This window comes from Streptomyces sp. NPDC005728 (assembly GCF_040630895.1).
GTDB lineage: Bacteria > Actinomycetota > Actinomycetes > Streptomycetales > Streptomycetaceae > Streptomyces.
The window spans coordinates 43,217-68,025 of record NZ_JBEXYL010000052.1 but is presented as its reverse complement, the minus strand read 5'-3'; the positions used below and the strand labels follow the sequence as shown (position 1 = coordinate 68,025).

Annotated in this window: 23 protein-coding genes; 10 read left to right on the top strand and 13 right to left on the bottom strand. The window is 72.5% G+C overall.

The genetic code is table 11. The features are described 5' to 3' along the window. The 4 genes from ABZ471_RS29635 to ABZ471_RS29620 all read left to right on the top strand — a co-directional run. Nucleotides 1-232: BTAD domain-containing putative transcriptional regulator (locus ABZ471_RS29635; RefSeq protein ID WP_359070614.1), on the top strand; the 232-nt coding region annotated here is incomplete at its 5' end. 105 nt (nucleotides 233-337) lie between these two features. After that, the gene (locus tag ABZ471_RS29630; RefSeq protein ID WP_359070613.1) at nucleotides 338-772 is read left to right on the top strand and encodes a hypothetical protein; all 435 of its coding nucleotides are present in this window, start codon (nucleotides 338-340) and stop codon (nucleotides 770-772) included. Nucleotides 773-818: 46 nt separating this feature from the next. Then, nucleotides 819-2,363, top strand: coding sequence for an acyl-CoA carboxylase subunit beta (locus ABZ471_RS29625; protein WP_359070611.1), 1,545 nt, complete (start codon nucleotides 819-821; stop codon nucleotides 2,361-2,363). A gap of 11 nt (nucleotides 2,364-2,374) precedes the next feature. Next, nucleotides 2,375-2,566 carry an acyl-CoA carboxylase subunit epsilon gene (locus ABZ471_RS29620; RefSeq protein WP_359070609.1) on the top strand — a complete coding sequence of 64 codons (192 nt, stop codon included), beginning with the start codon at nucleotides 2,375-2,377 and terminating at the stop codon, nucleotides 2,564-2,566. Between the two features lie 68 nt (nucleotides 2,567-2,634). Here the strand turns inward: ABZ471_RS29620 and ABZ471_RS29615 are convergent, their stop codons facing one another. After that, on the bottom strand, nucleotides 2,635-3,084 hold the full coding sequence (locus ABZ471_RS29615) for a DUF6299 family protein (protein ID WP_359070608.1): 450 nt from the start codon (nucleotides 3,082-3,084) through the stop codon (nucleotides 2,635-2,637). 231 nt (nucleotides 3,085-3,315) lie between these two features. On the opposite strand from ABZ471_RS29615, the gene ABZ471_RS29610 reads away from it, so the two are divergent. Then, nucleotides 3,316-3,510 (top strand): DUF5999 family protein, encoded by a 195-nt coding sequence (locus tag ABZ471_RS29610; RefSeq protein ID WP_359070604.1) that lies wholly within the window; start codon nucleotides 3,316-3,318, stop codon nucleotides 3,508-3,510. 6 nt (nucleotides 3,511-3,516) lie between these two features. On the opposite strand, the gene ABZ471_RS29605 is transcribed toward ABZ471_RS29610, so the two are convergent. Together ABZ471_RS29605 and ABZ471_RS29600 are read right to left on the bottom strand one after the other, a co-directional pair. After that, complete coding sequence (locus ABZ471_RS29605; RefSeq protein WP_359070602.1) at nucleotides 3,517-3,915, bottom strand: RidA family protein; 399 nt, start codon at nucleotides 3,913-3,915, stop codon at nucleotides 3,517-3,519. Beyond that, nucleotides 3,912-5,048: an acyl-CoA dehydrogenase family protein gene (locus tag ABZ471_RS29600; RefSeq protein ID WP_359070600.1), complete on the bottom strand. Its 1,137-nt coding sequence runs from the start codon at nucleotides 5,046-5,048 to the stop codon at nucleotides 3,912-3,914. The genes ABZ471_RS29605 and ABZ471_RS29600 overlap by 4 nt, the downstream gene beginning before the upstream one ends. A gap of 154 nt (nucleotides 5,049-5,202) precedes the next feature. Between ABZ471_RS29600 and ABZ471_RS29595 the strand changes: the two genes are divergently transcribed. Continuing rightward, entirely contained in the window at nucleotides 5,203-6,795 is a 1,593-nt protein-coding gene (locus ABZ471_RS29595; RefSeq protein WP_359070598.1) for an AMP-binding protein, read from the top strand. A gap of 15 nt (nucleotides 6,796-6,810) precedes the next feature. Beyond that, nucleotides 6,811-7,623 (top strand): PaaX family transcriptional regulator C-terminal domain-containing protein, encoded by an 813-nt coding sequence (locus tag ABZ471_RS29590; RefSeq protein WP_359070596.1) that lies wholly within the window; start codon nucleotides 6,811-6,813, stop codon nucleotides 7,621-7,623. A gap of 22 nt (nucleotides 7,624-7,645) precedes the next feature. Here ABZ471_RS29590 and ABZ471_RS29585 read toward each other — a convergent pair whose 3' ends face one another. Genes ABZ471_RS29585 through ABZ471_RS29575 form a run of 3 tightly spaced genes read right to left on the bottom strand, consistent with a single transcriptional unit; the run spans nucleotide 7,646 to nucleotide 11,349 of the window. After that, a complete protein-coding gene (locus ABZ471_RS29585) occupies nucleotides 7,646-8,149 on the bottom strand; it encodes a hypothetical protein (RefSeq protein ID WP_359070595.1) in 504 nt (167 codons plus the stop codon). Between the two features lie 49 nt (nucleotides 8,150-8,198). Beyond that, entirely contained in the window at nucleotides 8,199-10,520 is a 2,322-nt protein-coding gene (locus ABZ471_RS29580) for a bifunctional salicylyl-CoA 5-hydroxylase/oxidoreductase (protein ID WP_359070594.1), read from the bottom strand. 1 nt (nucleotide 10,521) lies between these two features. Then, nucleotides 10,522-11,349 (bottom strand): enoyl-CoA hydratase family protein, encoded by an 828-nt coding sequence (locus ABZ471_RS29575; protein WP_359070593.1) that lies wholly within the window; start codon nucleotides 11,347-11,349, stop codon nucleotides 10,522-10,524. Nucleotides 11,350-11,646: 297 nt separating this feature from the next. Here ABZ471_RS29575 and ABZ471_RS29570 point away from each other — a divergent pair, with 297 nt between their 5' ends. Beyond that, nucleotides 11,647-12,150 (top strand): ATP-binding protein, encoded by a 504-nt coding sequence (locus ABZ471_RS29570; protein ID WP_359070591.1) that lies wholly within the window; start codon nucleotides 11,647-11,649, stop codon nucleotides 12,148-12,150. Here ABZ471_RS29570 and ABZ471_RS29565 read toward each other — a convergent pair. The 3 genes from ABZ471_RS29565 to ABZ471_RS29555 form a co-directional block, all read right to left on the bottom strand. Further along, the gene (locus tag ABZ471_RS29565; RefSeq protein WP_359070590.1) at nucleotides 12,110-13,558 is read right to left on the bottom strand and encodes an amino acid permease; all 1,449 of its coding nucleotides are present in this window, start codon (nucleotides 13,556-13,558) and stop codon (nucleotides 12,110-12,112) included. The two genes, ABZ471_RS29570 and ABZ471_RS29565, sit on opposite strands and share 41 nt — an antisense overlap. 110 nt (nucleotides 13,559-13,668) lie before the next feature. Further along, entirely contained in the window at nucleotides 13,669-14,697 is a 1,029-nt protein-coding gene (gene argF, locus ABZ471_RS29560; RefSeq protein ID WP_359070589.1) for an ornithine carbamoyltransferase, read from the bottom strand. A 78-nt stretch (nucleotides 14,698-14,775) separates the two neighbouring features. Beyond that, the gene (locus tag ABZ471_RS29555) at nucleotides 14,776-15,999 is read right to left on the bottom strand and encodes an arginine deiminase (RefSeq protein WP_359070587.1); all 1,224 of its coding nucleotides are present in this window, start codon (nucleotides 15,997-15,999) and stop codon (nucleotides 14,776-14,778) included. 130 nt (nucleotides 16,000-16,129) lie between these two features. On the opposite strand from ABZ471_RS29555, the gene ABZ471_RS29550 reads away from it, so the two are divergent. Continuing rightward, on the top strand, nucleotides 16,130-17,284 hold the full coding sequence (locus ABZ471_RS29550; protein WP_359070585.1) for an SPFH domain-containing protein: 1,155 nt from the start codon (nucleotides 16,130-16,132) through the stop codon (nucleotides 17,282-17,284). Then, nucleotides 17,281-18,171, top strand: coding sequence for a hypothetical protein (locus tag ABZ471_RS29545; protein WP_359070583.1), 891 nt, complete (start codon nucleotides 17,281-17,283; stop codon nucleotides 18,169-18,171). Before ABZ471_RS29550 ends, ABZ471_RS29545 begins: the two co-directional genes overlap by 4 nt. Nucleotides 18,172-18,177: 6 nt before the next feature. Here the strand turns inward: ABZ471_RS29545 and ABZ471_RS29540 are convergent, their stop codons facing one another. From ABZ471_RS29540 to ABZ471_RS29525, 4 genes are all read right to left on the bottom strand, one after another. Further along, nucleotides 18,178-18,717, bottom strand: coding sequence for a DUF5825 family protein (locus ABZ471_RS29540; protein WP_359070581.1), 540 nt, complete (start codon nucleotides 18,715-18,717; stop codon nucleotides 18,178-18,180). Beyond that, nucleotides 18,714-20,570, bottom strand: a complete 1,857-nt coding sequence (locus tag ABZ471_RS29535; RefSeq protein ID WP_359070579.1) for a RiPP maturation radical SAM C-methyltransferase — start codon at nucleotides 20,568-20,570, stop codon at nucleotides 18,714-18,716. The genes ABZ471_RS29540 and ABZ471_RS29535 overlap by 4 nt, the downstream gene beginning before the upstream one ends. A gap of 217 nt (nucleotides 20,571-20,787) precedes the next feature. Further along, nucleotides 20,788-23,328 carry a polynucleotide kinase-phosphatase gene (locus ABZ471_RS29530; RefSeq protein WP_359070578.1) on the bottom strand — a complete coding sequence of 847 codons (2,541 nt, stop codon included), beginning with the start codon at nucleotides 23,326-23,328 and terminating at the stop codon, nucleotides 20,788-20,790. Then, the gene (locus ABZ471_RS29525; protein WP_359070576.1) at nucleotides 23,325-24,791 is read right to left on the bottom strand and encodes a 3' terminal RNA ribose 2'-O-methyltransferase Hen1; all 1,467 of its coding nucleotides are present in this window, start codon (nucleotides 24,789-24,791) and stop codon (nucleotides 23,325-23,327) included. The genes ABZ471_RS29530 and ABZ471_RS29525 overlap by 4 nt, the downstream gene beginning before the upstream one ends. Nucleotides 24,792-24,809 lie beyond the last annotated feature (18 nt).

The window sequence follows — 24,809 nt, the reverse complement described above, 5'->3', positions numbered from 1 at the left end:
GACCGAGGCACACACCAACCACCCGCTGCGCGAGCACTTCTGCGAGCAGCTGATGATCGCCCTGTACGGCTCGGGACGACAGGCCGACGCCCTGGACGTCTTCCGCCGGATGCGCCGGCACCTCGACGACGAACTCGGCATCCAGCCCTCCCCCGCCCTGCGCCGGGTCGAGAGCGCGATCCTCTCCCACGACCCGGCCCTGATCGGCGACACCCGCCTCCAACCCGTGTGAGCGGCAGGGCGTCGATCCGCGTAAGCCGTCCGTCAGCCCCCGGTCAGCCCGCCCTGGCACGCTCGACGGGCCAGTGGAATCCCGCCCCCTACCTTCGGAGGCCCCATGACCACGAGCCAGACCCCGGCGCACGCAGCGGTCCGTACGCCCGCCCGTGCCGCCGCGGCGCGCCCGTTACGGACCTTCCTCGCGCTGGACGCGGCCGTGACCGCCGCCAACGGCCTGATCTATCTGCTCGGCGCCGGCCCGGTCGGCGATCTGCTGGGCCTGGACACCGGTCTGCTGCGCGGCGTCGGCGCGTTCCTGACGGTGTACGGCGGCCTCGTGGCGCTGCCGGCGAGCCGTCCGGTGCCGGGCAGGGCCGCCACCAAGGCCGTCATCGAGGCCAACGCACTGTGGGCGGTGGCCTCCGTCGCCACCGCGGTCTTCGGCTGGTTCGGGCCGAACACCGTCGGCACCGTGTGGACCGTGCTGCAGGCGGCCGTCGTCGCGGCCTTCGCCGCGCTCCAGTCGAGCGGCCTGCGCCGGCTCGGCAACTGACGTTCCGTCATTTCGGGAAAGCCGTTTCAGCAGAGCAGGGGGAGACATGAGGTCCCACGTCGAGGAACTGGCCGGCATCCGCCGGAGCGTGCTCGCAGGCCCCGGTGAGAAGGCGACCGAGGCCCAGAAGGCCAAGGGCAAGCTCACCGTGCGGGAACGGATCGGCCTGCTCCTCGACGAGGGCTCGTTCCATGAGGTCGAATCGCTGCGCCGGCACCGGGCGAGTGGGTTCGGTCTGGAGGCGAAGAGGCCGTACACCGACGGTGTCGTCACCGGCTGGGGCACGGTGGAGGGCCGCACGGTGTTCGTCTATGCCCATGACTTCCGGATCTTCGGCGGTGCGCTGGGCGAGGCCCACGCCGCCAAGATCCACAAGATCATGGACATGGCCATCGCGGCCGGCGCGCCCCTGGTCTCCCTCAACGACGGAGCGGGCGCCCGCATCCAGGAGGGCGTCACCGCCCTCGCGGGCTACGGCGGCATCTTCCGGCGCAACACCGCCGCGTCCGGTGTCATCCCGCAGATCAGCGTGATGCTCGGCCCGTGTGCCGGGGGTGCCGCCTACAGTCCCGCACTGACGGACTTCGTGTTCATGGTCCGCGAGACCTCCCAGATGTTCATCACCGGGCCGGACGTGGTCAAGGCGGTGACGGGCGAGGAGATCACCCAGAACGGCCTGGGCGGCGCGGACGTCCACGCGGAGACCAGCGGCGTCTGCCACTTCGCCTACGACGACGAGGAGACCTGCCTGGAGGAGGTGCGCTATCTGCTCTCACTCCTGCCCGGCAACAACCGCGAGACCCCGCCCACGGTGCCCTGCGACGACCCGGCGGACCGCCGCTGCGAGACGCTGGCCGGCCTGGTGCCGGTCGACGGCAACCGGCCGTACGACATGACCGGGGTCATCGAGGAGATCGCCGACGACGGCGAGTACCTGGAGGTCCACCAGCGCTGGGCCCGGAACATCATCTGCGCGCTGGCCCGCCTGGACGGCCGGGTGGTCGGCATCGTCGCCAACCAGCCCCAGGCCCTGGCCGGTGTCCTGGACATCGAGGCCAGCGAGAAGGCCGCCCGCTTCGTCCAGATGTGCGACGCGTTCAGCATCCCGATCGTCACCCTGCTCGACGTGCCCGGCTTCCTCCCGGGTGTCGGCCAGGAGCACGGCGGGATCATCCGCCACGGCGCGAAGCTGCTCTACGCCTACTGCGACGCGACGGTGCCCCGCATCTCGCTGATCCTGCGCAAGGCGTACGGAGGTGCCTACATCGTCATGGACTCCCAGTCGATCGGCGCCGACCTCACCTACGCCTGGCCCACCAACGAGATCGCCGTGATGGGCGCCGAGGGCGCCGCCAACGTCATCTTCCGCCGCCAGATCGCCGAGGCCGAGGACCCGGAGGCCAAGCGTGCCGAGCTGGTCAAGGAGTACAAGGCCGAGCTGATGCACCCGTACTACGCGGCCGAACGCGGCCTGGTGGACGACGTCATCGACCCCGCCGACACCCGTGCCGTCCTCATCGGTGCGCTGGCGATGCTGCGCACCAAGCACGCCGAGCGCCCCGCCCGCAAGCACGGCAACCCCCCTCAGTGACGGAGGTCCCCATGTCCGTATCCCCCACAGCCCCCATCCGCGTCGAGAAGGGCGAGGCCACGGAGGAGGAGCTGGCCGCGATCGCGGTGCTGCTGCTCAGCCGCACCGCCCTGGCCGGATCCGGCCCCGAGCCCTCCTCCCCCGGCACCACCTCCTGGCGCCCGCCCGCCTTCCACGCACCGCACAGCTGGCAGCGTTCCTGACGGGTCACGGGCGCACGCCGAGGGCCCGGCACGCACCGGTGTGCCGGGCCCCTCGGCGTGCGGGCGGCTCACTTCTTGGTGAGCTTGACGTCCTGGTCCTTCGTGGCGTGGAAGACCGGCAACAGCAGGAGGCCGCCGGGACGCAGTTCCGTGACCGTGGCCTGCACGTGGGCCTTGTCCGCCTTGAAGGACTCCGGCGCGGGCTTGCCGGAGTTCTCCCAGCGGTGCTCGGCGCCGTCGCACTGGGCGAGCGTGCCGCCGATGCCGTGCTTGACGTCGGGATCGCCCTGGCCGATCGAGGAGCTGACGAAGGCCAGTCCGGTGGCGTCGCTGCAGCGGTAGGTGCCGGTGAGGGTGACGGTGCCGTCCGGGGCGATACTGCCGGTCGGGTCGACGGTCACGGCCTCGGTCGTGGTCTTGGTCCTGGGCTTGGGCGTGTCGGCGGTGGCGGGGCCGGCGGCGACGCACAGCAGGGCTGCGGCGCCGAGGACCGCCGCAAGGGCGGGGCGTAGGGGCATGGGGACCTCCGGTGTTCCTGGGTGAGGCTCCCACTCGTACCGGGCGGCCGTGCCGTCCCGCGTGATCGTCACTCCAACGGTGGCGCGTCATGGATCCGTCCGGGAGTTGTCCGCATGTTGTCACGCTTCACGGCGGACGGTTCCGGGGCGTTCACGGCGGGGGCATGGTCTGAGCATGCCGGGCGGCGGCCGGACCCGCCGGCCCCCTCGCATCCGATGTGGAGGTGCGCCATGTGCTCCTACCGAACCTCGTGCGCCGCGTCCGACGCCGGCACCCCGCACACCGTGGCCGCCCACCCCGAACAGGGCTGGGCCCTGCTGTGCGACGGCTCGATCGTCTTCGACGACACCGGGGAGCTGCACCCGGACGGCAGCGTGGTCCCGCCCCGTCGGGTCCCCTCCGAGCGGCTCGCCGTCGCGGCCTGACACCGGCTACGGAAGGACCGCGAACCCGTCCAGCTCCACCATCGCCTGCTCGTCCCACAGCCGTACGACCTCCACGACGGCCATCGCCGGATAGTCCCGGCCCGCCAACTGCTTCCAGATGCGGCCCAGTCGGCGGGCGTGGGTGCGGTAGGCGGCGACGTCGGTCGCGTAGACGGTGACGCGGGCGAGGTCGGCGGGGGTGCCGCCGGCCGCCGTGAGCGCGGCGAGGAGGTTGGCGAGCGCCTTCTCGAACTGCTCGGGGAGGGTGCCGCCGGTGATCTTGCCATCGGTGTCGAGGGCGGTCTGGCCGGCCAGGAAGACCAGGCGGGAGCCGGAGGCGACGACCGCGTGGGAGAAGCCCGTGGGCGGGGACAGGTCCGGCGGGTTGATGCGCTCGGTCGTCACCGGACCTCCCCGTCACGCGTGGCCGCGTACAGCTCCTTGGCGATGATGCCTCGTTGGACCTCGCTCGCGCCCTCGTAGATCCGTGGCGCGCGCACCTCACGGTAGAGGTGTTCGAGGAGGTGGCCGCGGCGCAGGGCACGGGCGCCGTGCAGCTGGACGGCGGTGTCGACGACGTACTGCGCGGTCTCGGTGGCGAGCAGTTTGGCCATGGCGGCGCGGCGCGGGACGTCGGGAGCGCCCTCGTCGTACGCCGTGGCCGCCGCGTACACCATCAGCCGGGCGGCCTCCGTACGCAGGGCCATCTCGGCGACCTGGTGGGAGACGGCCTGCAGGTCCTTCAGCTTCTTGCCGAACGCGTCCCGTGCGCGGGTGTGGTCGAGGGTGGCGTCGAGCGCCGCCTGGGCCATGCCGACCGCGAAGGCCCCCACGCTGGGCCGGAACAGGTTGAGGGTGCCCATGGCGACGGCGAAACCGCGGTCGGTCTCGCCGAGGACGTCGGCGGCGGTGACGGGCACGGCGTCGAAGTCGAGGGCGCCGATGGGGTGCGGCGAGAGCATCTCCAGCGCGGTGCCGGTGAGGCCGGGGCGGTCGGCGGGGACGAGGAAGGCGGTCACTCCGCGGGCTCCGGCGCCGGGGGTGGTGCGTGCGAAGACGGTGTAGAAGTCGGCCTCGGGGGCGTTGGAGATCCAGCACTTGGCGCCGGTGAGCCGCCAGCCGGACGAGCCGTCCGGCTCGGCCGCGAGGGCGAGGGCCGCCGCGTCCGAGCCCGCTCCCGGCTCGCTCAGCGCGAACGCGGCCACCGCGCTGCCGTCGGCCACCCTCGGCAGCCAGTGCTCGCGCTGGGCGGTGGTGCCGTGGGCGTGCACCGGGTGGGCACCCAGGCCCTGGAGGGCGAGGGCGGTCTCGGCCTCGGTGCAGGCCTGGGCCAGGGACTCCCGCATCAGGCACAGGTCGAGGGCGCCGGAGGAGAACAGTCTGGCCGGCAGGCCCAGTCGGCCGAGTTCGGCGAGGAGCGGCCGGTTGACCCGGCCGGGTTCGCCCTTGTCGGCGAGCGGACGCAGCCGTTCGGCGGCCAGGCTGCGCAGCTCGGCACACCAGGCGGCCTGCTTCGGTTCGAGTGAGAATGCGGGCACTGCCGGTCCTCCCTCCGCGGCGGGTCGCTCCGACCCGTCCCCGTCAGCTTCCGACGTTATCGCGCACAGTTGACTGTCGTCACCAACACGATACGCTCGATGTCAGCCCAGGACGCCCGTCTCGACGCTTGTCACGGCAAGGGGGCGAACCGCCATGCACGTCTCGGCCCACGTCGACACCTTCGCGCGCGACCACCTCCCACCGCCGGACGAGTGGCCCGAGCTGTGCTTCGACCTTCCGGAGCTGAGCTATCCGGAACGCCTGAACTGCGCCGTCGAGCTGCTCGGGCACGCCGACCCCGCCCGCCCGGTCTTCCACACCCCGGCGGGTCCCACCTGGACGTACGGCGAGCTGCGCGCCCGTGTCGACCGCATCGCCCACGTCCTCACCGGCGACCTGGGCGTCGTACCCGGCAACCGCGTCCTGCTGCGCGGCCCCACGACGCCCTGGCTGGCCGCCTGCTGGCTGGCCGTGCTGAAGGCGGGCGCCATCGCGGTCACCGTGCTGGCCCAGCAGCGCCCGCACGAGCTGGCCACGGTGTGCGAGATCGCCCGGGTCCGGCACGCGCTGTGCGACGTCCGGTCCGTGGACGACCTCGCGAAGGCCGAGGTCCCGGGGCTGCGCATCACCACGTACGGCGGCGACGCACCCGACGACCTGCTGCACCGCCCGGCGCCCGGCACCCCGTACCCGGCGGTCGACACCGCGGCCGACGACGTCGCCCTGATCGCGTTCACCTCAGGCACCACGGGTCACCCGAAGGGATGCATGCACTTCCACCGGGATGTGCTGGCCATAGCCGACACCTTCTCCCGGCATGTGCTGCGCCCCCAGGGGGACGACGTCTTCGCCGGCAGTCCCCCGCTCGGCTTCACCTTCGGCCTCGGCGGACTGGTGATCTTCCCGATGCGGGCCGGCGCGAGCGCCCTTCTCCTCGAACAGGCCGGCCCCCGGCAGCTGCTGCCCGCGATCGCCGAGCACCGGGTCTCCGTGCTGTTCACCGCGCCGACCGCGTACCGCGCGATGCTGGACGAGCTGGACGACCACGACACCTCGTCCCTGCGGCGCTGTGTGTCGGCCGGCGAGAACCTGCCCGCGGCCACCTGGCGGGCCTGGCAGGAGCGCACCGGGCTGCGCATCATCAACGGCATCGGCGCCACCGAACTGCTGCACATCTTCATCTCGGCGGCCGACGAGCGGATCAGACCCGGCACGACGGGCGTTCCCGTGCCGGGCTGGCAGGCGCGCGTGCAGGACGCGGACGGCGACCCGGTGCCCGACGGCGAGCCCGGCCTGCTCGCCGTCCGCGGCCCGGTCGGCTGCCGCTACCTCGCCGACCCACGGCAACGGGAGTACGTCCGCGGTGGCTGGAACATCACCGGCGACACCTATGTCCGCGAGAGCGACGGCTGCTTCCGCTATGTGGCCCGCGCGGACGACATGATCATCTCCGCCGGGTACAACATCGCCGGACCGGAGGTGGAGGACGCGCTGCTGCGCCACCCGGACGTGGTCGAGACGGCGGTCGTCGGGCGGCCCGACGAGGCGCGCGGCCAGGTGGTGGTGGCGTACACCGTGCTACGCGACGGCGCCCGGCGTGACGCCGGGGCCCTGCGCGCCTTCCTCACGTCCGAGCTGGCGCCCTACAAGTGCCCGCGCGAGTTCGTCTTCCTCGACGCGCTGCCCCGCACGGCCACCGGCAAACTGCAGCGGTTCCGGCTGCGTACCGAAAGTGACCGGCAGTGATGCCGACGACCTAAAATGATCAACGTGTCCGAGCAGCACGCCCCCAGGTCCCTCATCGTCACGCTCTACGGCGCGTACGGCCGCTCCCTGCCCGGCCCGGTGCCCGTCGCCGAGCTGATCCGGCTCCTGGCCGCGGTCGGGGTGGACGCCCCCTCCGTACGCTCCTCGGTGTCCCGGCTCAAACGCCGCGGCCTGCTGCTGCCTGCCCGCACGGAGACCGGCGCGGCCGGGTACGAACTCTCCGCCGAGGCACGCCAGTTGCTGGAGGACGGCGACCGCCGTATCTACACGACGGCGCCCCCCGAGGACGAGGGCTGGGTCCTGGCGGTCTTCTCCGTCCCCGAGTCGGAACGGCAGAAGCGGCACGTCCTGCGCTCCCGGCTGGCCGGCCTCGGCTTCGGCACGGCGGCCCCCGGGGTGTGGATCGCCCCGGCCCGCCTGTACGAGGAGACCCGCCACACCCTGCGCCGGCTCCGCCTCGACCCCTACGTGGACTTCTTCCGCGGCGAGCACCTCGGCTTCGCCCCCACCCCCGAGGCCGTCGCCCGCTGGTGGGACCTCACGGCGATCGCCAAGGAACACGAGCGCTTCCTGGACGCACACGCCCCCGTCCTGCACGCCTGGCAGCACCGCACCGACACCCCGCCCGAGGAGGCCTACCGCGACTACCTCCGCGCCCTCGACTCCTGGCGCCACCTCCCCTACACCGACCCCGGCCTCCCCACCCACCTCCTCCCCGCCAACTGGCCGGGGGTCCGCTCGGCGGAGGTGTTCCGCAGCCTGCACGCGCGGCTGCGGGACGCGGGGGCGGGGTTCGTGGGGGTGTGAGGAGGTCCCGGGTCCGGGACGGTCACACGCAGCAGGAGCAGTACAGCCGCGCCCCCGCCGACCTGGCCCGACGGGCCATTGCGACGAACGTGCGGACGCGGTCCTCCGCGTCCAGGTAGTCGGCGAAGCGGATCTCCTCGATGTCGAGCCACTGCAGCGCGAGCATGGGCACCGCGTCGTCGACGACCCCGGCGAGCGTGTCGCGCCAGCTCTCCGGAAGCTCCTGGAGGATGAGGCCGCTGTCCCAGGGGGACGCCGAGCCCGGCGGCGGCTGCCGGCCGTACGGCCACTCTCCCGGGTCGGGCCAGACCAGTTCCGGGTCCACGACGTTGCCGAAGGGTATGCCTGCGGCGAAGGAGACCAGCTTGCCCAGCACGACGTTCGGGTCCAGGCGCTTCACCTCCAGCCGGTCCGCGCACTCCGCGTCCAGCGACCCTCCGTGCAGCCAGTCCCCGTTCGGGCCGATGGCCCAGTCGACCGCCGTGGCCCGGTCGGCCGCCCAGAAGTAGTCGTACACCGTGCTCATGGTCTCTCCGTCGTCTCGCCGTCTCGCACGCGAGTACAGCAGACGAGCCTCAGCCGCCGAGCGTCAGGCGGGGTTTCGGGGCGTCGGTGCGACCGGTCTGCGGGCGTCTGCTGCCTGCCCGGTAGGGCGCGGGCCAGGCGGTGCCGGGGCCCTCGTAGCCCTGTTCGGCGGCCGCGTGCAGGGTCCAGTTCGGGTCGTACAGGTGCGGCCTGGCCAGGGCGCACAGGTCCGTGCGTCCGGCCAGGATCAGGGAGTTGACGTCGTCCCAGGAGGAGATCGCGCCGACCGCGATCACCGGGACGCGCACCTCGTGCCGGATGCGGTCGGCGAACGGCGTCTGGTACGACCGCCCGAACTCCGGCCGTTCCTCGGCCACCACCTGCCCGGTCGACACGTCGATCGCGTCGGCACCGTGCGCGGCGAACGCCCGGGCGATCCGGACCGCGTCCTCGGCGGTGGTGCCGCCCTCGGCCCAGTCGGTGGCCGAGATGCGCACGGTCAGGGGCTTCTCCTGCGGCCATACCGCGCGTACGGCGTCGAAGACCTCCAGCGGGAACTTCAGCCGCTTCTCCGGCGAGCCGCCGTAGGCGTCGGTGCGGTGGTTGGTGAGCGGGGAGAGGAAGCCGGAGAGCAGATAGCCGTGCGCGCAGTGCAGTTCGAGCAGGTCGAAGCCGGCCCGGGCGGCCCGCCAGGCGGCTGCGGTGAACTGCTCGCGGATGTCGGTCAGCTGGGCCCGGGACAGCTGGCGCGGGGTCTGGCTGCCCGGCTTGTACGGCAGCGGGGAGGCGGCCGCCAGCGGCCAGTTGCCGTAGGGCAGCGGCTCGTCCATGCCCTCCCACATCAGCTTCGTGGAGCCCTTGCGGCCGGAGTGCCCGAGCTGTACGCCGATCGCCGTGCCGGGTGCCCGGGTGTGCACGAAGTCGGTGATCCGCTTCCAGGCCTCGGCCTGGCCGCCGGTGTAGAGGCCGGTGCAGCCGGGGGTGATCCGACCCTCCTCGCTGACGCACACCATCTCGGTCATCACCAGACCGGCCCCGCCGAGCGCGCGGGCGCCCAGGTGGACGAGGTGGAAGTCGCCCGGGACGCCGTCGGTCGCCGAGTACATGTCCATCGGTGACACGACGACCCGGTTGCGCAGGGTCAGGCCGCGCAGCCGGAACGGGGTGAACATCGGGGGCGTGCCGGGCGGGCAGCCGAACTCCCGCTCGACGGCCTCGGTGAAGTGGGCGTCGCGCAGCCTCAGGTTGTCGTGGGTGACCCGGCGGCTGCGGGTGAGCAGGTTGAAGGCGAACTGGCGGGGTGGCTGGCCGAGATACAACCGCAGGTTCTCGAACCATTCGAGGCTGGCCCGGGCGGCGCGCTGGGTGGAGGCGACGACCGGTTTTCGCTCCTCCTCGTAGGCGGCCAGTGCCGTGGGTACGTCGGGCTGCTCCTCCAGGCACGCCGCCAGCGCGAGCGCGTCCTCCACCGCGAGCTTGGTGCCGGAGCCGATGGAGAAGTGGGCGGTGTGGGCCGCGTCCCCGAGGAGGACGATGTTGCCGTGCGACCAGTGCTCGTCGACCACCGTGCGGAAGGTGGTCCAGGCGGACTTGTTGGAGCGCAGCGGCCGTCCGCCGAGCGCTTCCGCGAAGATCTTGGCGCAGCGCTCCACGGACTCGGCCTCGCCCAGCTCCTCGAAGCCGGCCGCCCGCCACACCTCCTCCCGCATCTCGACGATCACGGTGGAGGCGCCGAATTGATTCTGTGGCCCGGAGGGCCCCGTCGAGGGGTGGGGGTCGGGAGACGGGCGGGCGTAGGGGTAGCCGTGCAGCTGCATCACGCCGTGCTCGGTCTCGGCGATCTCGAAGCGGAAGGCGTCGAAGGCGAAGTCCGTGGCGAGCCAGATGTAGCGGCAGCCGTGTGCGGTCACCTGGGGGCGGAACACGTGGGCGTACGTCTCGCGAGTGGTGCTGTGGACTCCGTCGGCGGCGACGACCAGGTCGTGGGTCGCCGAGAGGTGGCCGGCGTCCGGTGCCTCGGCGCGGAAGCGGAGGTCCACGCCGAGGTTGCGGCAGCGCTCGTGCAGGATCTCCAGGAGCCGTTTCCTGCCCAGCGCGGCGAATCCGTGTCCTCCGGAGGTGTGGCGGGTGCCCCGGTGCACGACGTCGATGTCGTCCCAGCGGACGAAGTCCTTCTGGAGGGCCGCGTAGACCACGGGGTCGGCGTGTTCGATGCCGCCGAGGGTCTCGTCGGAGAGGACCACTCCGAAGCCGAACGTCTCGTCGGGGGCGTTGCGTTCCCAGACGGTGATGTCGCGGGTCGGGTCGAGGCGCTTCAGGAGCGCTGCCGCGTACAGGCCGCCGGGGCCACCGCCGATCACGGCAATCTTCATGTCACCTCCCACGCCACTTCGGCGAACGCTTCTCCGTGAACGCCGCGTGGAACTCGGCGTAGTCCTCGCCGTTCATCAGGAGGGCCTGGGTGGAGGCGTCCAGTTCGATCGATGCCGCCATGGGCATGTCCAGCTCGGCCGTCAGCAGGGCCTTGGTCTGGGCGTAGGCCAGGGCCGGGCCCTCGGCCAGGCGGGTGGCCAGGGCCGAGGCGGTCTCGTCCGCTCGGCCCTCCTCCGCCAGTTCGCTGATCAGGCCGATGCGCTCGGCCTCGGGTGCGCGTACGGGCTCGCCGAGCATCAGCAGGCGGGTGGCGTGGCCGAGGCCCACGACCCGGGGCAGCAGGTAGGCCGCGCCCATGTCGCCGCCGGAGAGGCCGACGCGGGTGAAGAGGAAGGCGAAGCGGGCCGAGGGGTCCGCGACCCGGAAGTCGGACGCGAGGGCGAGGACGGCGCCCGCGCCGGCCGCCACGCCGTGCACGGCGGCGATCACCGGGAACGGGCATTCGCGGATCGCCCGTACCACCTGCCCGGTCATCCGGTTGAAGTCGAGCAGCTGGGCGGTGTCCATGGACAGTGTGGCGCCGATGATCTCGTCCACGTCGCCGCCGGAGCAGAAGCCGCGCCCCTCGCCGGCCAGCACCAGGGCGCGGACGGACCGCTCCCTGGACAGCTCGGCGAGCAGATCACGCAGGTCGGCGTAGGCGCCGAAGGTGAGGGCGTTGAGTCTGTCGGGGCGGGCGAGGGTGACGGTGGCGACCGAGTCGGCGAGCCGGACCTGCAGGTGCTCCCAGTCGGAGGTGCGGGCGGCGGAGCCGGTGAAGGGACTCATGACGTGCGGCCTCCTAGGGGGGCGGTGCCTCACGTGGCGCTACCCGAAAAAGCTAACACGCATTTCTGACTGTCGTCACGAGGCCGCGACAAGACATACCCCGGGACGGCCGCGTCCCGTCACGCTCGTCACCGGTCGACCACAGCGTCGTAACAGTGGGCACCGCCGGGCGAGGCGGGGCGTTCGGCGGGGTAAGCCGCCCGATAGCGGGGCGGAAGGCCCCGTGCGGTGCCCGACGACGGTCTCTGTGGCCGGGCCCGTACCCTTTCTGAGGTTGAAAGCAGGACAGCCTGCTCCATGAACGGACTCGCCTTGTACGAACGCCCCGCCCGCCCGTCGCCCGGCCACCACCCCGCATCGAGGCACTTCGTGCCGCCCCTTTCGACGGCCTCCTGGCGTATCGCGCTGCCGCACACCACCGCGGCGGTGCCCGTGGCGCGTGCCCTGGTCCGGACGGCCCTCGCCGAGGTGGAGCACGCGGCCGACAGTGACACCGCCGAGCTGCTGACGGCGGAGCTGGTCGCGAACGCGGTGGAGCACACGGCCGGGCGTGGCCCGATAGAGCTGGTGGTGGAGCTGCTGCCCACCGGCTGCCAGGTCGAGGTCCACGACCCGGACCCGGCGCCGCCCGGCCATCTCACCCGTGCCGTGATCGAGGAGCCCGACCCGTGGCAGGAGGGAGGGCGCGGTCTGCTGCTGATCCGCGCCCTCAGTTCGTCCTGCGGTCACCGCCCGACCCCGTCGGGCAAGGCGGTGTGGTTCAGACTGCCTGCAATTCCTGGTCAGCGGCGTCCGGCGTGACCTCGGGGGCCGTCGCCCGGCCCAGCGTGGAGTGCCGGCGCCCGTAGGCGAGGTAGACGAGCAGTCCGACCGCGAGGAACACCGCGAACTGGAGCCAGGTCTGCCAGCCGGTCTCGTACATCAGGTACAGGCAGAAGCCGACGCCGAGCAGCGGGCCGACGGGGTAGAGCGGGACCCGGAAGCTGCGGGCGAGGCCCGGCTCGCGGCGGCGCAGGGCGATCACGGCGATGTTGACGACGGCCATGATGGCGAGCGTGCCGATGGTGCACAGGTTCATCACGGCGTCCAGGGAGGCGAAGGCCGCCGGAACCGCGAAGACGATCGCGACGATGAGCGTGCCCGCCACCGGGGTGGAGGTCCGCGGCGACACCTTGGCGAAGACGCGCGGGATGAGGCCGTCGCGGGACATCGACATCAGGATGCGGCTCTGGCCGTACATCACGGCGAGGACGACGGAGGCGATGGCGACGACCGCGCCGAAGGCGATGACACCGCCGCCGACCGTCGACCCGGTGACCTGGTTGACCACGTACGACAGCGCGGCGGGGCGGCCGGCGACCTGGTCGCCGCCGATGGCCCCGATCGCGGCGAGCGCGACCGCGCAGTAGAGGAGGGTGACCAGGCCCATGCAGACGAGGATCGCGATCGGGATGTCCCGGCGCGGGTTCTTCGCCTCCTCGCCGGCCGTGGTGATCGCGTCGAAGCCGATGTAGGAGAAGAACGCGGCGGTGGTGCCCGCGCCGATGCCGCCGAGGCCGGCCGGGGAGAACGGGGTGAGGTTGCCGTCCTTGAAGGCGCTGTAGCCGATGGCGCAGAAGGCCAGGAGGATGGCGAGCTTCACAGCCGCCATGGCCGCGGTGGCCCGGGCACTCTCGCGCACCCCGCGCACCAGCAGCACGGAGGCCATCGCGATCACGATCACGGCGGGAAGGTTCACGATGCCGCCGTCGCCCGGACCCGCGGACAGGGCGGCCGGGAGCTGCCAGCCGGTAATGCTGTGCAGGAGTTCGTTGACGTACTCGCTCCAGCCGACGGCGACCGCCGAGATGGAGATGCCGTACTCCAGCAGCAGGCACCAGCCGACCAGGAAGGCGGTGGACTCGCCCAGGCCCGCGTAGGCGAAGGAGTACGAGGAGCCGGAGACCGGGATCGCGCCGCCCAGCTCGGCGAAGGAGAGGGCGGTGAAGACGCAGGTGATCGCGGCGAGGACGAAGGAGACGACGACGGCGGGGCCGGCCTGGGCGACGGAGTCGGAGAGGCCGACGAAGATGCCGGTACCGACGATGGCGCCGACACCGAAGCAGATCAGCTGGAAGAGGCCCATCGTGCGCTTGAGGCCGTGACCCTCGCGGTCCGCGCCGGATTCGGCGACGAGCAGGTGCGGGGACTTGATGCGGGGAGCGGGCATGCGGGTGGTGCTCGTTTCTGGTGGTGCGGGCGACCGTCGTACGGTCGCGGCGGCGGCCCCGGCAGGGGTGGTGCCGGGCCGCCGGTCAGGATAAGGCCTGGTGACTGGGGTCAGCCAACGTTGTGTGACGCACCTGCCAGGGTGGCCACCAGGACCGCCTTGATCGTGTGCATCCGGTTCTCGGCCTCGTCGAAGACGACGGAGTGCTCGGACTCGAACACCTCGTCGGAGACCTCCAGCTCGGTCAGCCCGTGCCGCTCGTGGATATCGCGGCCGACGGCGGTGCCGAGGTCGTGGAAGGCCGGCAGGCAGTGCAGGAACTTCACCTGGTCGTTGCCGGTGGCGCGGAGCACGTCCATGGTCACGGCGTACGGGCCCAGCAGCGCGATGCGCTCGTCCCAGACCTCCTTGGGCTCGCCCATCGACACCCACACGTCGGTGGCGATGAAGTCCGCGCCGCGCACGCCCTCCTTCACGTCGTCGGTGAGCGTGATCCGGGCGCCGGAGGCGGCGGCGAGCTGCCGGGCCAGCTGGATGATCGTCTCGTCGGGCCACAGCAGCCGGGGCGCGACGATCCGGACATCCATGCCGAGCAGGGCGCCGGTGACCAGGTAGGAGTTGCCCATGTTGTAGCGGGCGTCGCCGAGGTAGGCGAACGCGACCTGGGGCAGGGGCTTGTCGGTGTGCTCGGTCATGGTGAGCACGTCGGCGAGCATCTGGGTGGGGTGCCACTCGTCGGTGAGGCCGTTGTAGACGGGGACCCCGGCGTAGGTGGCCAGCTCCTCGATGACGCCCTGGCCGTGCCCGCGGTACTCGATGGCGTCGAACATCCGCCCGAGGACCCGGGCGGTGTCCTTCACCGACTCCTTGTGCCCGATCTGCGAGCCGGCCGGGTCCAGGTAGGTGGTGTGTGCGCCCTGGTCGGCGGCGGCGACCTCGAACGCACAGCGGGTGCGCGTCGAGGTCTTCTCGAAGACGAGGGCGATGTTCCTGCCGTGCAGGTACCGCGTCTCGGCCCCGGCCCGCTTGGCGGCCTTCAGCTCGGCCGCCAGCTCGACCAGGCCGCGGAACTCCTCCCCGGTGAAGTCCAGCTCCTTGAGGAAATGGCGGCCGGCGAGGGCGGTCGGGACTGTCGCCATGGGGGCGCTCCAGGGGTACGGGTGCACGGACTGTGGAATTCTATACGACAGTCAGCATGTCTATACAGCGCGTTTCACTCACACCGCGTCGCGCTCCACGGGACAGCTCATACAGCGCGGACCGCCCCTGCCCCGGCCCAGCTCGCTGCCCGGGATCTCGATCACCTCGATGCCCTGTTTGCGCAGATGCGTGTTGGTGGTGGAGTTGCGCTCGTAGGCGACGACGACACCGGGTTCGACGGCGAGCACGTTGCAGCCGTCGTCCCACTGCTCGCGCTCGGCCGCGTGGACGTCCTGGGTGGCGGTCAGCACCCGGATCTCGCCGAGGCCGAGGGCCGCGGCGATCGCCCGGTGCATGTGCTCCGGCGGATGGTCGGTGACCTTCAGCTCCCGCTCGCCGGAGCCCGGTTCGATGGTGTACGAGCGCAGCATGCCGAGCCCGGCGTACTGGGTGAAGGTGTCGCCGTCGACCATGGTCATCACGGTGTCGAGGTGCATGAAGGCCCGCCGCTTGGGCATGTCGAGCGCGACGATGGTGCGCGCGGAGCCCGCCGCGAACAGCTTGTGCGCCAGCATCTCCACGGCCTGCGGGGTGGTGCGCTCGCTCATGCCGATGAGCACGGCTCCGTTGCCGATCACCAGGACGTCGCCGCCCTCGATGGTGGAGGGGTAGTCGGCCTGCCCGCGGGACCACACACGGAACGTTTCATCAAGGAACAGCGGGTGGTACCGGTAGATCGCCTCGAAGTGCACGGTCTCCCGCTGCCGGGCGGGCCAGCGCATGGCGTTGATGGAGACTCCGTCGTAGATCCACGCCGAGGTGTCGCGGGTGAAGAGGTGGTTGGGCAGCGGGCGGAGCAGGAAGTCGTCCAGGTCCATCACGTGGAAGCGGACGGAGGCCGGCTCCGCGTAGGCGTCCAGGAACTCCCGCTTGGTCATGCCGCCGACCAGCGCCTCGGCCAGTTCGGCCGGACCCATCCCGTCGAAGGCGGCGCGCAGGTGGTCGGTGGCGAGGGGGCCGTACTCCTTCTCGTCGAAGACGCGGTCGAGCACGAGGGTGCGGGCCTCGGGCGTCTCCAGGGTCTCGGTGAGCAGGTCGCCGAAGAGGTGGACGGCGACCCCGCGGTCGCGCAGGACGTCTGCGAACCCGTCGTGCTCGGCGCGCGCCCGGCGCACCCACAGCACGTCGTCGAAGAGGAGCGCGTCCTTGTTGCTGGGGGTGAGCCTTTTGAGCTCGAGGTCGGGCCGGTGCAGTATCACGCGGCGCAGCCGCCCGGCCTCGGAGTCGACGTGGTATGCCATGTCTCCATCCTGGCCATCGACGCCCGCCTTCACGCTCTTCTCGGCCGTTTCCGCCCCTTCCTGTTTTCGTCCTATTGACGAGAAGCGGATTCCTCAATTATCGTCGCGATGACGAAAAGCGAGGGGATCCATGGCCGACATCACCCGGCGCCTGGGCTGGCGCCATCTGCGCGGCGCGCCCACGGCGCACATCCGGCACCACCGCTCCGGCACGCTGGTCCACGACGGCCCCGGGCTCAGCTTCTGGTTCCGCGCGCTGACCGCGGCCCTGTCCGAGGTGCCGGTGGACGACCGGGAGCTGGCGATGACCTTCCACGCCCGCACCTCCGACTTCCAGGACGTTTCGGTGCAGGCGACGGTCACCTACCGGATCGCCGACCCGGCCGTGGCCGCCGCCCGCCTGGACTTCTCGATCGACTCGGACACGGGCGCCTGGCGGGGCACCCCGCTGGAACAGCTCGGCACCCTGCTCACCGAGACGGCCCAGCAGCACGCGCTGGACGTCCTCGCCCGGACACCGCTGTCGGCGGCGCTGGCGGACGGGGTGACCGCGGTGCGCGAACGGGTGGCGGCCGGCCTGGGCACCGAGCCGCGGCTGCCGGCCACCGGCATCGAGGTGGTGGCCGTACGGGTGATGGCGCTGCGCCCGGAGCCGGAGGTGGAGCGGGCGCTGCGCACCCCGGCCCGGGAGCAGATCCAGCAGGAGGCCGACCGGGCGACCTACGAGCGGCGGGCCGTGGCGGTCGAGCGGGAGCGGACCATCGCCGAGAACGAGCTGGCCAGCCGCATCGAACTCGCCCGCAGAGAGGAGCAGTTGGTCGAGCAGCGGGGCACCAACGCGCGCCGGGAGGCCGAGGAGCAGGCGGCCGCGGACGCGGTGCGCGCCCGGGCAGAGGCGGCGCGGTCGGTTCAGCTGGCGGAGGCGGAGGCCGCGCGGTCGGTGAAGCTCGCGGAGGCCGAGGCGGCACGGACGCTGAAGCTCACCGAGGCGGAGGCGGCACGGACCCTCCAGCTCGCCGAGGCCGAGGCGGGGCGGGCGGTACGGGTCGCCCGCGCGGAGGCCGAGGGCGCGCGCGAGGTCGGGCAGGCGCGGGCCGAGGCCCAGGCGGCCTGGCTGCGGGTGCACGCGGAGGCCGGCATCGACGGGACGACGACACTCCAGGCGCTCACCGCGACCCGGCTGGCCGAGAACCTGCCCCGCATCGACAGCGTCACGGTCTCCCCGGACGTGCTCACCGGGCTGCTCGCGAAGCTGGGCGGCGGCCCGTCCGAGGCGGCGCCGTGAGCCTCGCGCCGCGTGCCGTCCTGGTCCGTCGCACCACGGAGTACGAGGAGTTGGTGGCCCGGCACGGCACGCACGGCCAGGCCGCCTTCTTCCTCGCCTCCCGGGGCCGGGACATCGAGGAGGTCGCCGAGCGCCACCGCCGGGCCCGCCGCGCCCTGGCCGAGGTGACCGCCGCCGTGCCGCTGACCTGGCGTCAGGCCCAGGTGGAGCGGGCCGACCTGGACCGCTTCCTGTTCGCGCCCGAGGACGTGGTCGTGGTGGTCGGCCAGGACGGGCTGGTGGCGAACGTCGCCAAGTACCTGACGGGCCAGCCGGTGCTCGGCATCGACTCCGACCCGGGCCGCAACCCCGGGGTGCTGGTACGACACCGCCCGCAGGATGCGGCGAAGCTGCTGTCGGCGGCGCCCGCCGTGGTGGACGAACTCACCATGGTCGAGGCGGTCACCGACGACACCCAGCGGCTGGTGGCGCTCAACGAGATCTTTCTCGGCACACCGGGCCACCAGACCGCCCGCTACCGCCTGGGCCTCGACGACGACGGGGGTGCCGTCGAGGCCCAGGCCTCCTCCGGGGTGCTGGTCGGGACCGGCACCGGCGCGACCGGCTGGCTGCGCTCGGTGTGGCAGGAGCGGGGCAGCCGGCTGCCCCTGCCCTCCCCCACCGAGGACCGGCTGGTGTGGTTCGTCCGGGAGGCCTGGCCGTCACCGGCCACGGGTACGACCCTGGTGGCGGGCGACCTCACAGCGTCTGCGACCCTCACGGTCACCGTGGAGTCCGACCGGCTCATCGCCTTCGGCGACGGCATCGAGAGCGACGCGCTCCAGCTCACCTGGGGGCAGTCGGTCCGGGTCGGGGTGTGCGGACAGCGGCTCCGGCTGGCGGGCTGAACCCGCTCAGATCGCGGTGCAGGGGACCGGCCAGCGCCGGATGCGCGGGGGCAGGGCCACCACCCAGCCGCCGCTGACCAGGGCCAGCCGCTCGGCGGCCAGCAGATCCGCGGCCTCGCGCCCGGTGGCGTCCAGGGCGTCGAGCGGAGTCGGGTCCAGGAGCAGGTCGAAGGCGGCCAGCAGACCGGGGTGGTCGAGGGTGAGCCGGGCCGCCGTGCCGGGCTCCCTGCGGTCCATGACGGTCACGAAGCCGGGGCCGCGCCGGTGGTAGAGCGTCCCGTGCGCGTAACCGTCCCGCCAGGCAGCCAACTCCACTTCCCCACCGGGCAGTTCGGCGGGTGGCGGCAGATGGCGCAGGGCACGGAGGTCGTACGACGGCTGCCCCGCCGCCCGCCAGCTCACCCGGAGACCGAGGCCCTGGCACTCGCGCAGGAACCGCACCGCTTCGGCCGTGGCCCGCCCCTGCCCGCCGAGGTCCAGCGGCTCGGCCACCTCGACCCGGCGGCCCGCCGTCCGGTGGGGCACCGCGGCGGGCAGCCCGCTCACCCGGCCACCCCCGCGCCCTCGGGCAGCCGCACCGGCTCGCCCCAGGTGGGGAGCGAGACGTACGTTCCGCCGTCACGGAACAACAGGCCCAGGGACAGGGCGTGCCGGACCCAGTCGCCGACGGCGTAGGCCGGCACGTCGTGGCCGTCGTCCGCCAGCAGCCGGTGCAGGGCGGGTACCGTGCGCCCGTCCTCCAGGCGGAGCAGGGCGCGGGCCCGCCAGCCGGTGAAGCGGTGGGTGGCGGACGGCCGTCCGTGCCGCCGGTCGTGCACCAGCAGGTCCTCGCCGTCCGTCTCGAACAGCAGCCGGGAGTGCGCGTGACCGGCCCGCCAGGCGGCGACGGCCTCCTTCAGCCGCTGCTCGACCGGGCCGCCGACGCCCGCGTCCTCGCTGTCGAACAGGTAGACCAGATCGGCGAGTTCGCCCTCGGGCAGGTCGTAGACGTGCTGGTACATCTCGGCCGGGCGGCGCTTGCCGAAGCCGAGGGCGGGGTCGGTGAAGTGCGGGCTGAACCGCTCCAGTTGGATGCGGTGGGCGCCGCTCGGCGGCTGGAGGTGGACCAGGGCGGGGAGTTGCTCGACGACCGGCGTGTAGTCGTCCGCGGTCTCGCCGGGGAAGCCGTAGAGGAGGTTCCAGGAGCAGGTCAGCGCGTGGTTCTCGCACTCGCGCAGGGTGCGGACGTTGCGGGCGCCGGTGACGCCCTTGTCCATCAGGTCCAGGACGCGGCTGCCCAGGCTCTCGATACCGGGCTGGATGTGCACCGTGCCGGAGGCGCCGAGGAGCTGGAGCTGTGCGGGGGTGAGGTTGGACTTGACCTCGTAGTGCAGCCGCAGGTCCCAGCCGCTCGCGGCGACGCGGGGCAGGAAGTCACGGAAGTAGGCCATGTCGATGATGTTGTCCACCGTGACTACGTCGAGGATGCGGTGGCGGCGCACCAGCCGGTCGATCTCCTCCCACAGCCGCTCCCCCGGCTTGGCCCGGAAGGTCATGGCGGAGCCGTTGAGTCCGCAGAAGGTGCAGTGGTGCTTCTCGCCCCACCAGCAGCCCCGGGCGCCCTCGACCACCAGCTTCGGGTGGACGTACTCCTGCACGGGCGAGGCGTCCAGCACGGACTGCCACTGGTCGTAGTCCGGCGAGGGGATGTCGGCGGGCGCCACGGTCCGCCGGGTCTCGGTGTTGGCCCGCGACACGGGGCCGTCCCACCAGCACAGGCCGGGCACGTCCACGGGCGGGGTGCCCTCGTCCAGGTGCCGCAACAGGGCCGGGAAGGCGTACTCGGCCTCTCCGCGCACCACGTGGTCCACGAAGGGATGGTTGCGGTGCAGGGCGTGGCCCATCGGGCCGTCGCAGTTGCTGCCTCCGAAGACCACGTTCAGCGCGGGTCTTCGGCGCTTGAGTGCGCGGGCGAGCGCGAGGGAGGGCACGTTCTGCATGAACGTGGTCGTGAACCCGACCACGTCCGGCTCGGCCGCGAGTATCTCCGTCGCGCAGGAGGCGATGAACTCGGCGGCGTACGGGCGCATGGCGACGGCGGTGTCGACGAAGACGTCCCGGACGGCCGCGTAGTCCCGCAGCCGGGCCAGGCCCCAGCCGGGATCGTCGTACAGGACGCCGGAGAAGACCCAGTCGCCGAGGCCGTGGAAGATCGCGTCGCTGCCGACTTCCACGCAGTCCCCGGGCCGCAGCCGGCCCCCGGACCGCTCCAGCAGGAACTCCGCCCAGCGCAGCGAGCCGTGGAACTCGGTCACCTCGGCACCGGGACGGGCCTGCCGCACCAGCCGGTTCAGCAGGCCCAGTTGCAGGGACGGGAGGTCGAGCGGATGCCAGGGCATCGTGACCAGGTGAACACGCATGCTCAGCGGGTCGGCCGCTTCTCCAGGATCGCCGGACGGCGGCTGGTGTTCCGGTCCTCGCGGACCACGACCTTCCTGATCTCCATGCCCTCCGCTCCCTCGGGCTTCTCGGTCTCCATGTGCACCACCCCCTCCGCACGTGCGAACACCCTTGTGCCGCACGGCTGTCCACCGTATGGACAGCGGCTCGTGCGGCACAAGGGCCGGGTGGGCCGGCTCACAGCCGGGGGTCGACCGGTTCCGACTCCAGGGCGAGCACCCCGAACACGGCCTCGTGCACCCGCCACAGCGGCTCTCCGTCAGCGAGCCGGTCCAGGGCCTCCAGGCCGAGGGCGTACTCGCGGATCGCCAGCGAGCGCTTGTGGTTCAGGAACCGCCGGCGCAGCTTGGCGAGGTTGTCCGGCCGGGTGTACTCGGGACCGTAGATGATCCGCAGGTACTCGCGGCCGCGGCACTTGATGCCGGGCTGCACCAGCCGTCCCTCCGGGCTGCGGACGAGCGCGCCGACCGGCTTGACGACCATGCCCTCGCCGCCCCGGCCGGTCATCTCCAGCCACCAGTCGACGCCGGACCGGACCGACTCGGGGTCGCCCGTGTCGACGTACAGGCGCCGGGTGGTCCGGAGCAGTCCGCTGCCGTCGTGCTCCACCAGCCGGTCGATCAGGGCCAGTTGCTCGTCGTGCGGCAGCGCGGCGAGGCTGCGCCCGTGGGCGGCCAGGATCTGGAAGGGGGCCAGGCGGACCCCTTCCAGGCCGTCGGTCGTCCAGCAGTAGCGGCGGTAGGCGTCGGTGAACGCGGACGCGTCGGCCGCCCGGTCCCGCTGCCGGTCCAGCAGCCCGCCCACGTCGGTTCCGCGGGCGGCGGCGGCCTCCAGTGCGGCGAGCGCACCGGGGAACACCGCGCCCGAGGCGGCGCCCACGGCCGCGTACTGGCTGCGCAGCAGCCCCTTGGCCTTCAGCGACCACGGCATCAGCTCGGCGTCCAGCAGGAGCCAATCGGTGTCGAGTTCCTTCCACAGGCCCGCTTCCCCGATGGCCGTGCGCAGGCGGCCGAGGATCTCCTCGGTCACCTTCTCGTCGTCGAAGAAGGGCCGCCCGGTACGGGTGTACAGCGCCCCGGTGGGGCCGTCCACGCCGAACCGCTCGCGCGCGGCCTCCGCGTCCCGGCACACCAGGGCGACCGCACGCGAGCCCATGTGCTTCTCCTCGCACACGGCCCGCGCGACCCCGTCCGCCGCGTACTGCGCGAAGGCCTCCACCGGGTGCTCCAGGTAGCCCTCGAGCTGCGAGGTCGCCGTCGGTGCCATCGTCGGCGGCAGGTACGGCAGCAGGCGCGGGTCGACCGCGAAGCGGCTCATGACCTCCAGGGCCGCGGCCGCGTTCTCCTCGCGGACCGCGACCCGGCCCGCGTGCCGCGTCTCCACGGCACGGCGGCCGTGCACGTCCGCCAGGTCCAGCGGCCGACCGTCGTGCCCGCCGGGCGCCTCGCTGCGCAGCGGCCTGGCCGGCTCGTACCAGACCCGCTCGGCCGGTACGTCGACCAGCTCACGCTCCGGCCAGCGCAGCGCGGTCAGCTTGCCGCCGAAGACGGCACCCGTGTCCAGGCAGATGGTGTTGTTCAGCCAGGTGGCCTCCGGGACCGGGGTGTGGCCGTAGACGACGGCCGCGCGGCCCCGGTAGTCCTCGGCCCACGGGTAGCGCACGGGTAGCCCGAACTCGTCGGTCTCGCCGGTGGTGTCGCCGTACAGGGCGTGCGAGCGCACCCGGCCGGAGGTGCGGCCGTGGTACTTCTCGGGCAGACCGGCGTGGCAGACGACCAACCTGCCGCCGTCGAGGACGTAGTGGCTGACCAGTCCGTCCAGGAAGCGGCGCACCTCCGCCTTGAACTCCTCGCTCTCGCCGTCCATCTGCGCGACGGTCTCGGCGAGCCCGTGGGTGTGCTGGACCTTGCGGCCCTTGAGGTAACGGCCGTACTTGTTCTCGTGGTTGCCGGGCACGCACAGCGCGTTGCCGGACTTCACCATCGACATCACGCGGCGCAGCACGCCCGGGCTGTCCGGGCCGCGGTCGACGAGGTCGCCCACGAAGACGGCCGTACGGCCCTCGGGGTGCACTCCGTCGGTGTAGCCCAACCGGCCGAGCAGCGACTCCAGTTCGAAGGCGCAGCCGTGGATGTCGCCGATGATGTCGAAGGGGCCGGTGAGGTGTGTCAGGTCGTTGAACCGCTTCTCGGTGACGACGGTGGCGGCCTCGACCTCCTCGACGCCGCGCAGGACGTGCACCTTGCGGAAGCCCTCGCGCTCCAGGTGCCTGAGGGAGCGGCGGAGTTCGCGGATGTGCCGCTGGATGACCCGGCGTGGCATGTCGGCGCGGTCGGTGCGGGCCGCGTTGCGCTCCGCGCACACCTCCTCGGGCACGTCGAGCACGATGGCGATGGGCAGCACGTCGTACTTCTTGGCCAGCTCGACGAGCTGGCGCCGGCTGTCCGGCTGCACGCTGGTGGCGTCCACCACGGTGCGGCGGCCGGCGGCCAGCCGCTTGCCGGCGATGTAGTGCAGGACGTCGAAGGCGTCCCGCGACGCACTCTGGTCGTTCTCGTCGTCGGCGACGAGACCGCGGCAGAAGTCGGAGGAGATCACCTCGGTCGGCTTGAAGTGCCGGCGGGCGAAGGTGGACTTGCCGGAGCCGGAGGCGCCGACGAGGACGACGAGGGACAGGTCGGTGACGGGGAGGACTCGTCCCGTGCGGGTCTCGGTCATGCTGCCTTCGCCTCCTTCTCGGTGTCGTTGCGGTGGAACAGGGCCATCTGGGTGGGCGGCCCCACCTCGGGGTCGTCCGGCCCGACCGGGGCGTACTCGACCCCGTAACCGTGCCGCTCGCCCACGGCGGCCGCCCAGGTCCGGAACTCCTCACGGGTCCACTCGAAGCGGTGGTCGCCGTGCCGGACGTGACCGGCGGGCAGGGTCTCCCAGCGGACGTTGTACTCGACGTTCGGGGTGGTCACGAGGACCGTGCGCGGGCGGGCGTGGCCGAACACGGCGTACTCGAGGGCGGGCAGCCGGGGCAGGTCGAGGTGTTCGATCACCTCGCTCAGCACGGCAGCGTCGTAGCCCTTGAGCCGGTTGTCGGTGTAGGCGAGCGAGCCCTGGAAGAACTGCACGCGGGCCGCCTGCCGCTCGCCCATGCGGTCCAGCTTCAGCCGGCGCGCGGCGATGGTCAGGGCCCGCACGGAGACGTCGACGCCGACGACCTCCGTGAACCGCACGTCCTTGAGCAGCTCGTGCACCAGCTGGCCCTGACCGCAGCCCAGGTCGAGGACCCGCGCGGCTGCGGACGCGCGCAGAGCGGCGACGATCGCCTCTCGCCGCTGCACGGCCAGCGGTGTCGGCCTCTCCTCCGCCTCCGTCTCCTCCTCGACCGCGTTGTCGATCGCCTCGACCTCGCTGTCGTCGGCCTCGGCCAGACGCACCAGCTCCAGCCGCTCCATCGCCTGCCGGGTCAGCGACCAGCGGCGGGAGAGATAGCGGCTGGTGATCAGCTTCTGCTCCGGGTGCGTGGGCAGCCAGCCCTCGCCGGCCCGCAGCAGCTTGTCGACCTCGTCGGAGGAGACCCAGTAGTGCTTGGCGTCGTCCAGCACGGGCAGCAGGACGTACAGGTGGCGCAGTGCCTCGGCGAGGGTCAGCGTCTCCGACTCCAGGACGAGGCGGACGTACCGCGAGTCGCCCCACTCCGGGAACTCGGTGTCGAGGGCGACCGGGTCGGCGGCCACCGCCCAGCCGAGCGGTGCGAAGAGCTGTCGTACGAGATCCGGGCCGCCGCGGGCGGGCACCGCGGGCACCTCGATGCGCAGCGGCAGGGGCGCGGCGGCCCGCTCCGGGCGGGCGGTGCACACTCCGCGCAGGGCGCTGGAGAACACACTGCTCAGGGCGACCGCGAGCAGCGAGGAGGCCGCGTAGGGGCGGTCGTTCACGTACTGGGCGAGTGCCGCGTCGGGTGCTCCGCCGCGGCCCTTGCCCTTGCCCCGCCGGACCAGCGCGACCGGATCGACCTCCAGCAAGAGCGCGGCCGTGCAGCGCTCGGCGTCCGCCTGCGGGTAGAAGACGTGCGCGGTGCCGTAGGAGGTCGAGAAGGTCTGCGCCTTGTCGGGGTGCTTGTGCAGCAGGAACCCGAGGTCGGTGGCGGGCAGGGCGGCGGTGCCGCTCGTCGATATCGTCAGGAACACACGTCCGAGTCTCCCCGG

What these genes read in the sequence shown, in the direction of transcription:
- ABZ471_RS29585 (WP_359070595.1), bottom strand. Translation starts at nt 8,149, where the DNA reads ATGAGCACGGTGTACGACTACTTCTGGGCGGCCGACCGGGCCACGGCG.
- ABZ471_RS29550 (WP_359070585.1), top strand. Translation starts at nt 16,130, where the DNA reads ATGGCCGACATCACCCGGCGCCTGGGCTGGCGCCATCTGCGCGGCGCG.
- ABZ471_RS29625 (WP_359070611.1), top strand. Translation starts at nt 819, where the DNA reads ATGAGGTCCCACGTCGAGGAACTGGCCGGCATCCGCCGGAGCGTGCTC.
- ABZ471_RS29530 (WP_359070578.1), bottom strand. Translation starts at nt 23,328, where the DNA reads ATGACCGAGACCCGCACGGGACGAGTCCTCCCCGTCACCGACCTGTCC.
- ABZ471_RS29535 (WP_359070579.1), bottom strand. Translation starts at nt 20,570, where the DNA reads ATGCGTGTTCACCTGGTCACGATGCCCTGGCATCCGCTCGACCTCCCG.
- ABZ471_RS29595 (WP_359070598.1), top strand. Translation starts at nt 5,203, where the DNA reads ATGCACGTCTCGGCCCACGTCGACACCTTCGCGCGCGACCACCTCCCA.
- ABZ471_RS29580 (WP_359070594.1), bottom strand. Translation starts at nt 10,520, where the DNA reads ATGAAGATTGCCGTGATCGGCGGTGGCCCCGGCGGCCTGTACGCGGCA.
- ABZ471_RS29555 (WP_359070587.1), bottom strand. Translation starts at nt 15,999, where the DNA reads ATGGCATACCACGTCGACTCCGAGGCCGGGCGGCTGCGCCGCGTGATA.
- argF (WP_359070589.1), bottom strand. Translation starts at nt 14,697, where the DNA reads ATGGCGACAGTCCCGACCGCCCTCGCCGGCCGCCATTTCCTCAAGGAG.
- ABZ471_RS29565 (WP_359070590.1), bottom strand. Translation starts at nt 13,558, where the DNA reads ATGCCCGCTCCCCGCATCAAGTCCCCGCACCTGCTCGTCGCCGAATCC.
- ABZ471_RS29570 (WP_359070591.1), top strand. Translation starts at nt 11,647, where the DNA reads ATGAACGGACTCGCCTTGTACGAACGCCCCGCCCGCCCGTCGCCCGGC.
- ABZ471_RS29590 (WP_359070596.1), top strand. Translation starts at nt 6,811, where the DNA reads ATGATCAACGTGTCCGAGCAGCACGCCCCCAGGTCCCTCATCGTCACG.
- ABZ471_RS29610 (WP_359070604.1), top strand. Translation starts at nt 3,316, where the DNA reads ATGTGCTCCTACCGAACCTCGTGCGCCGCGTCCGACGCCGGCACCCCG.
- ABZ471_RS29630 (WP_359070613.1), top strand. Translation starts at nt 338, where the DNA reads ATGACCACGAGCCAGACCCCGGCGCACGCAGCGGTCCGTACGCCCGCC.
- ABZ471_RS29615 (WP_359070608.1), bottom strand. Translation starts at nt 3,084, where the DNA reads ATGCCCCTACGCCCCGCCCTTGCGGCGGTCCTCGGCGCCGCAGCCCTG.
- ABZ471_RS29575 (WP_359070593.1), bottom strand. Translation starts at nt 11,349, where the DNA reads ATGAGTCCCTTCACCGGCTCCGCCGCCCGCACCTCCGACTGGGAGCAC.
- ABZ471_RS29620 (WP_359070609.1), top strand. Translation starts at nt 2,375, where the DNA reads ATGTCCGTATCCCCCACAGCCCCCATCCGCGTCGAGAAGGGCGAGGCC.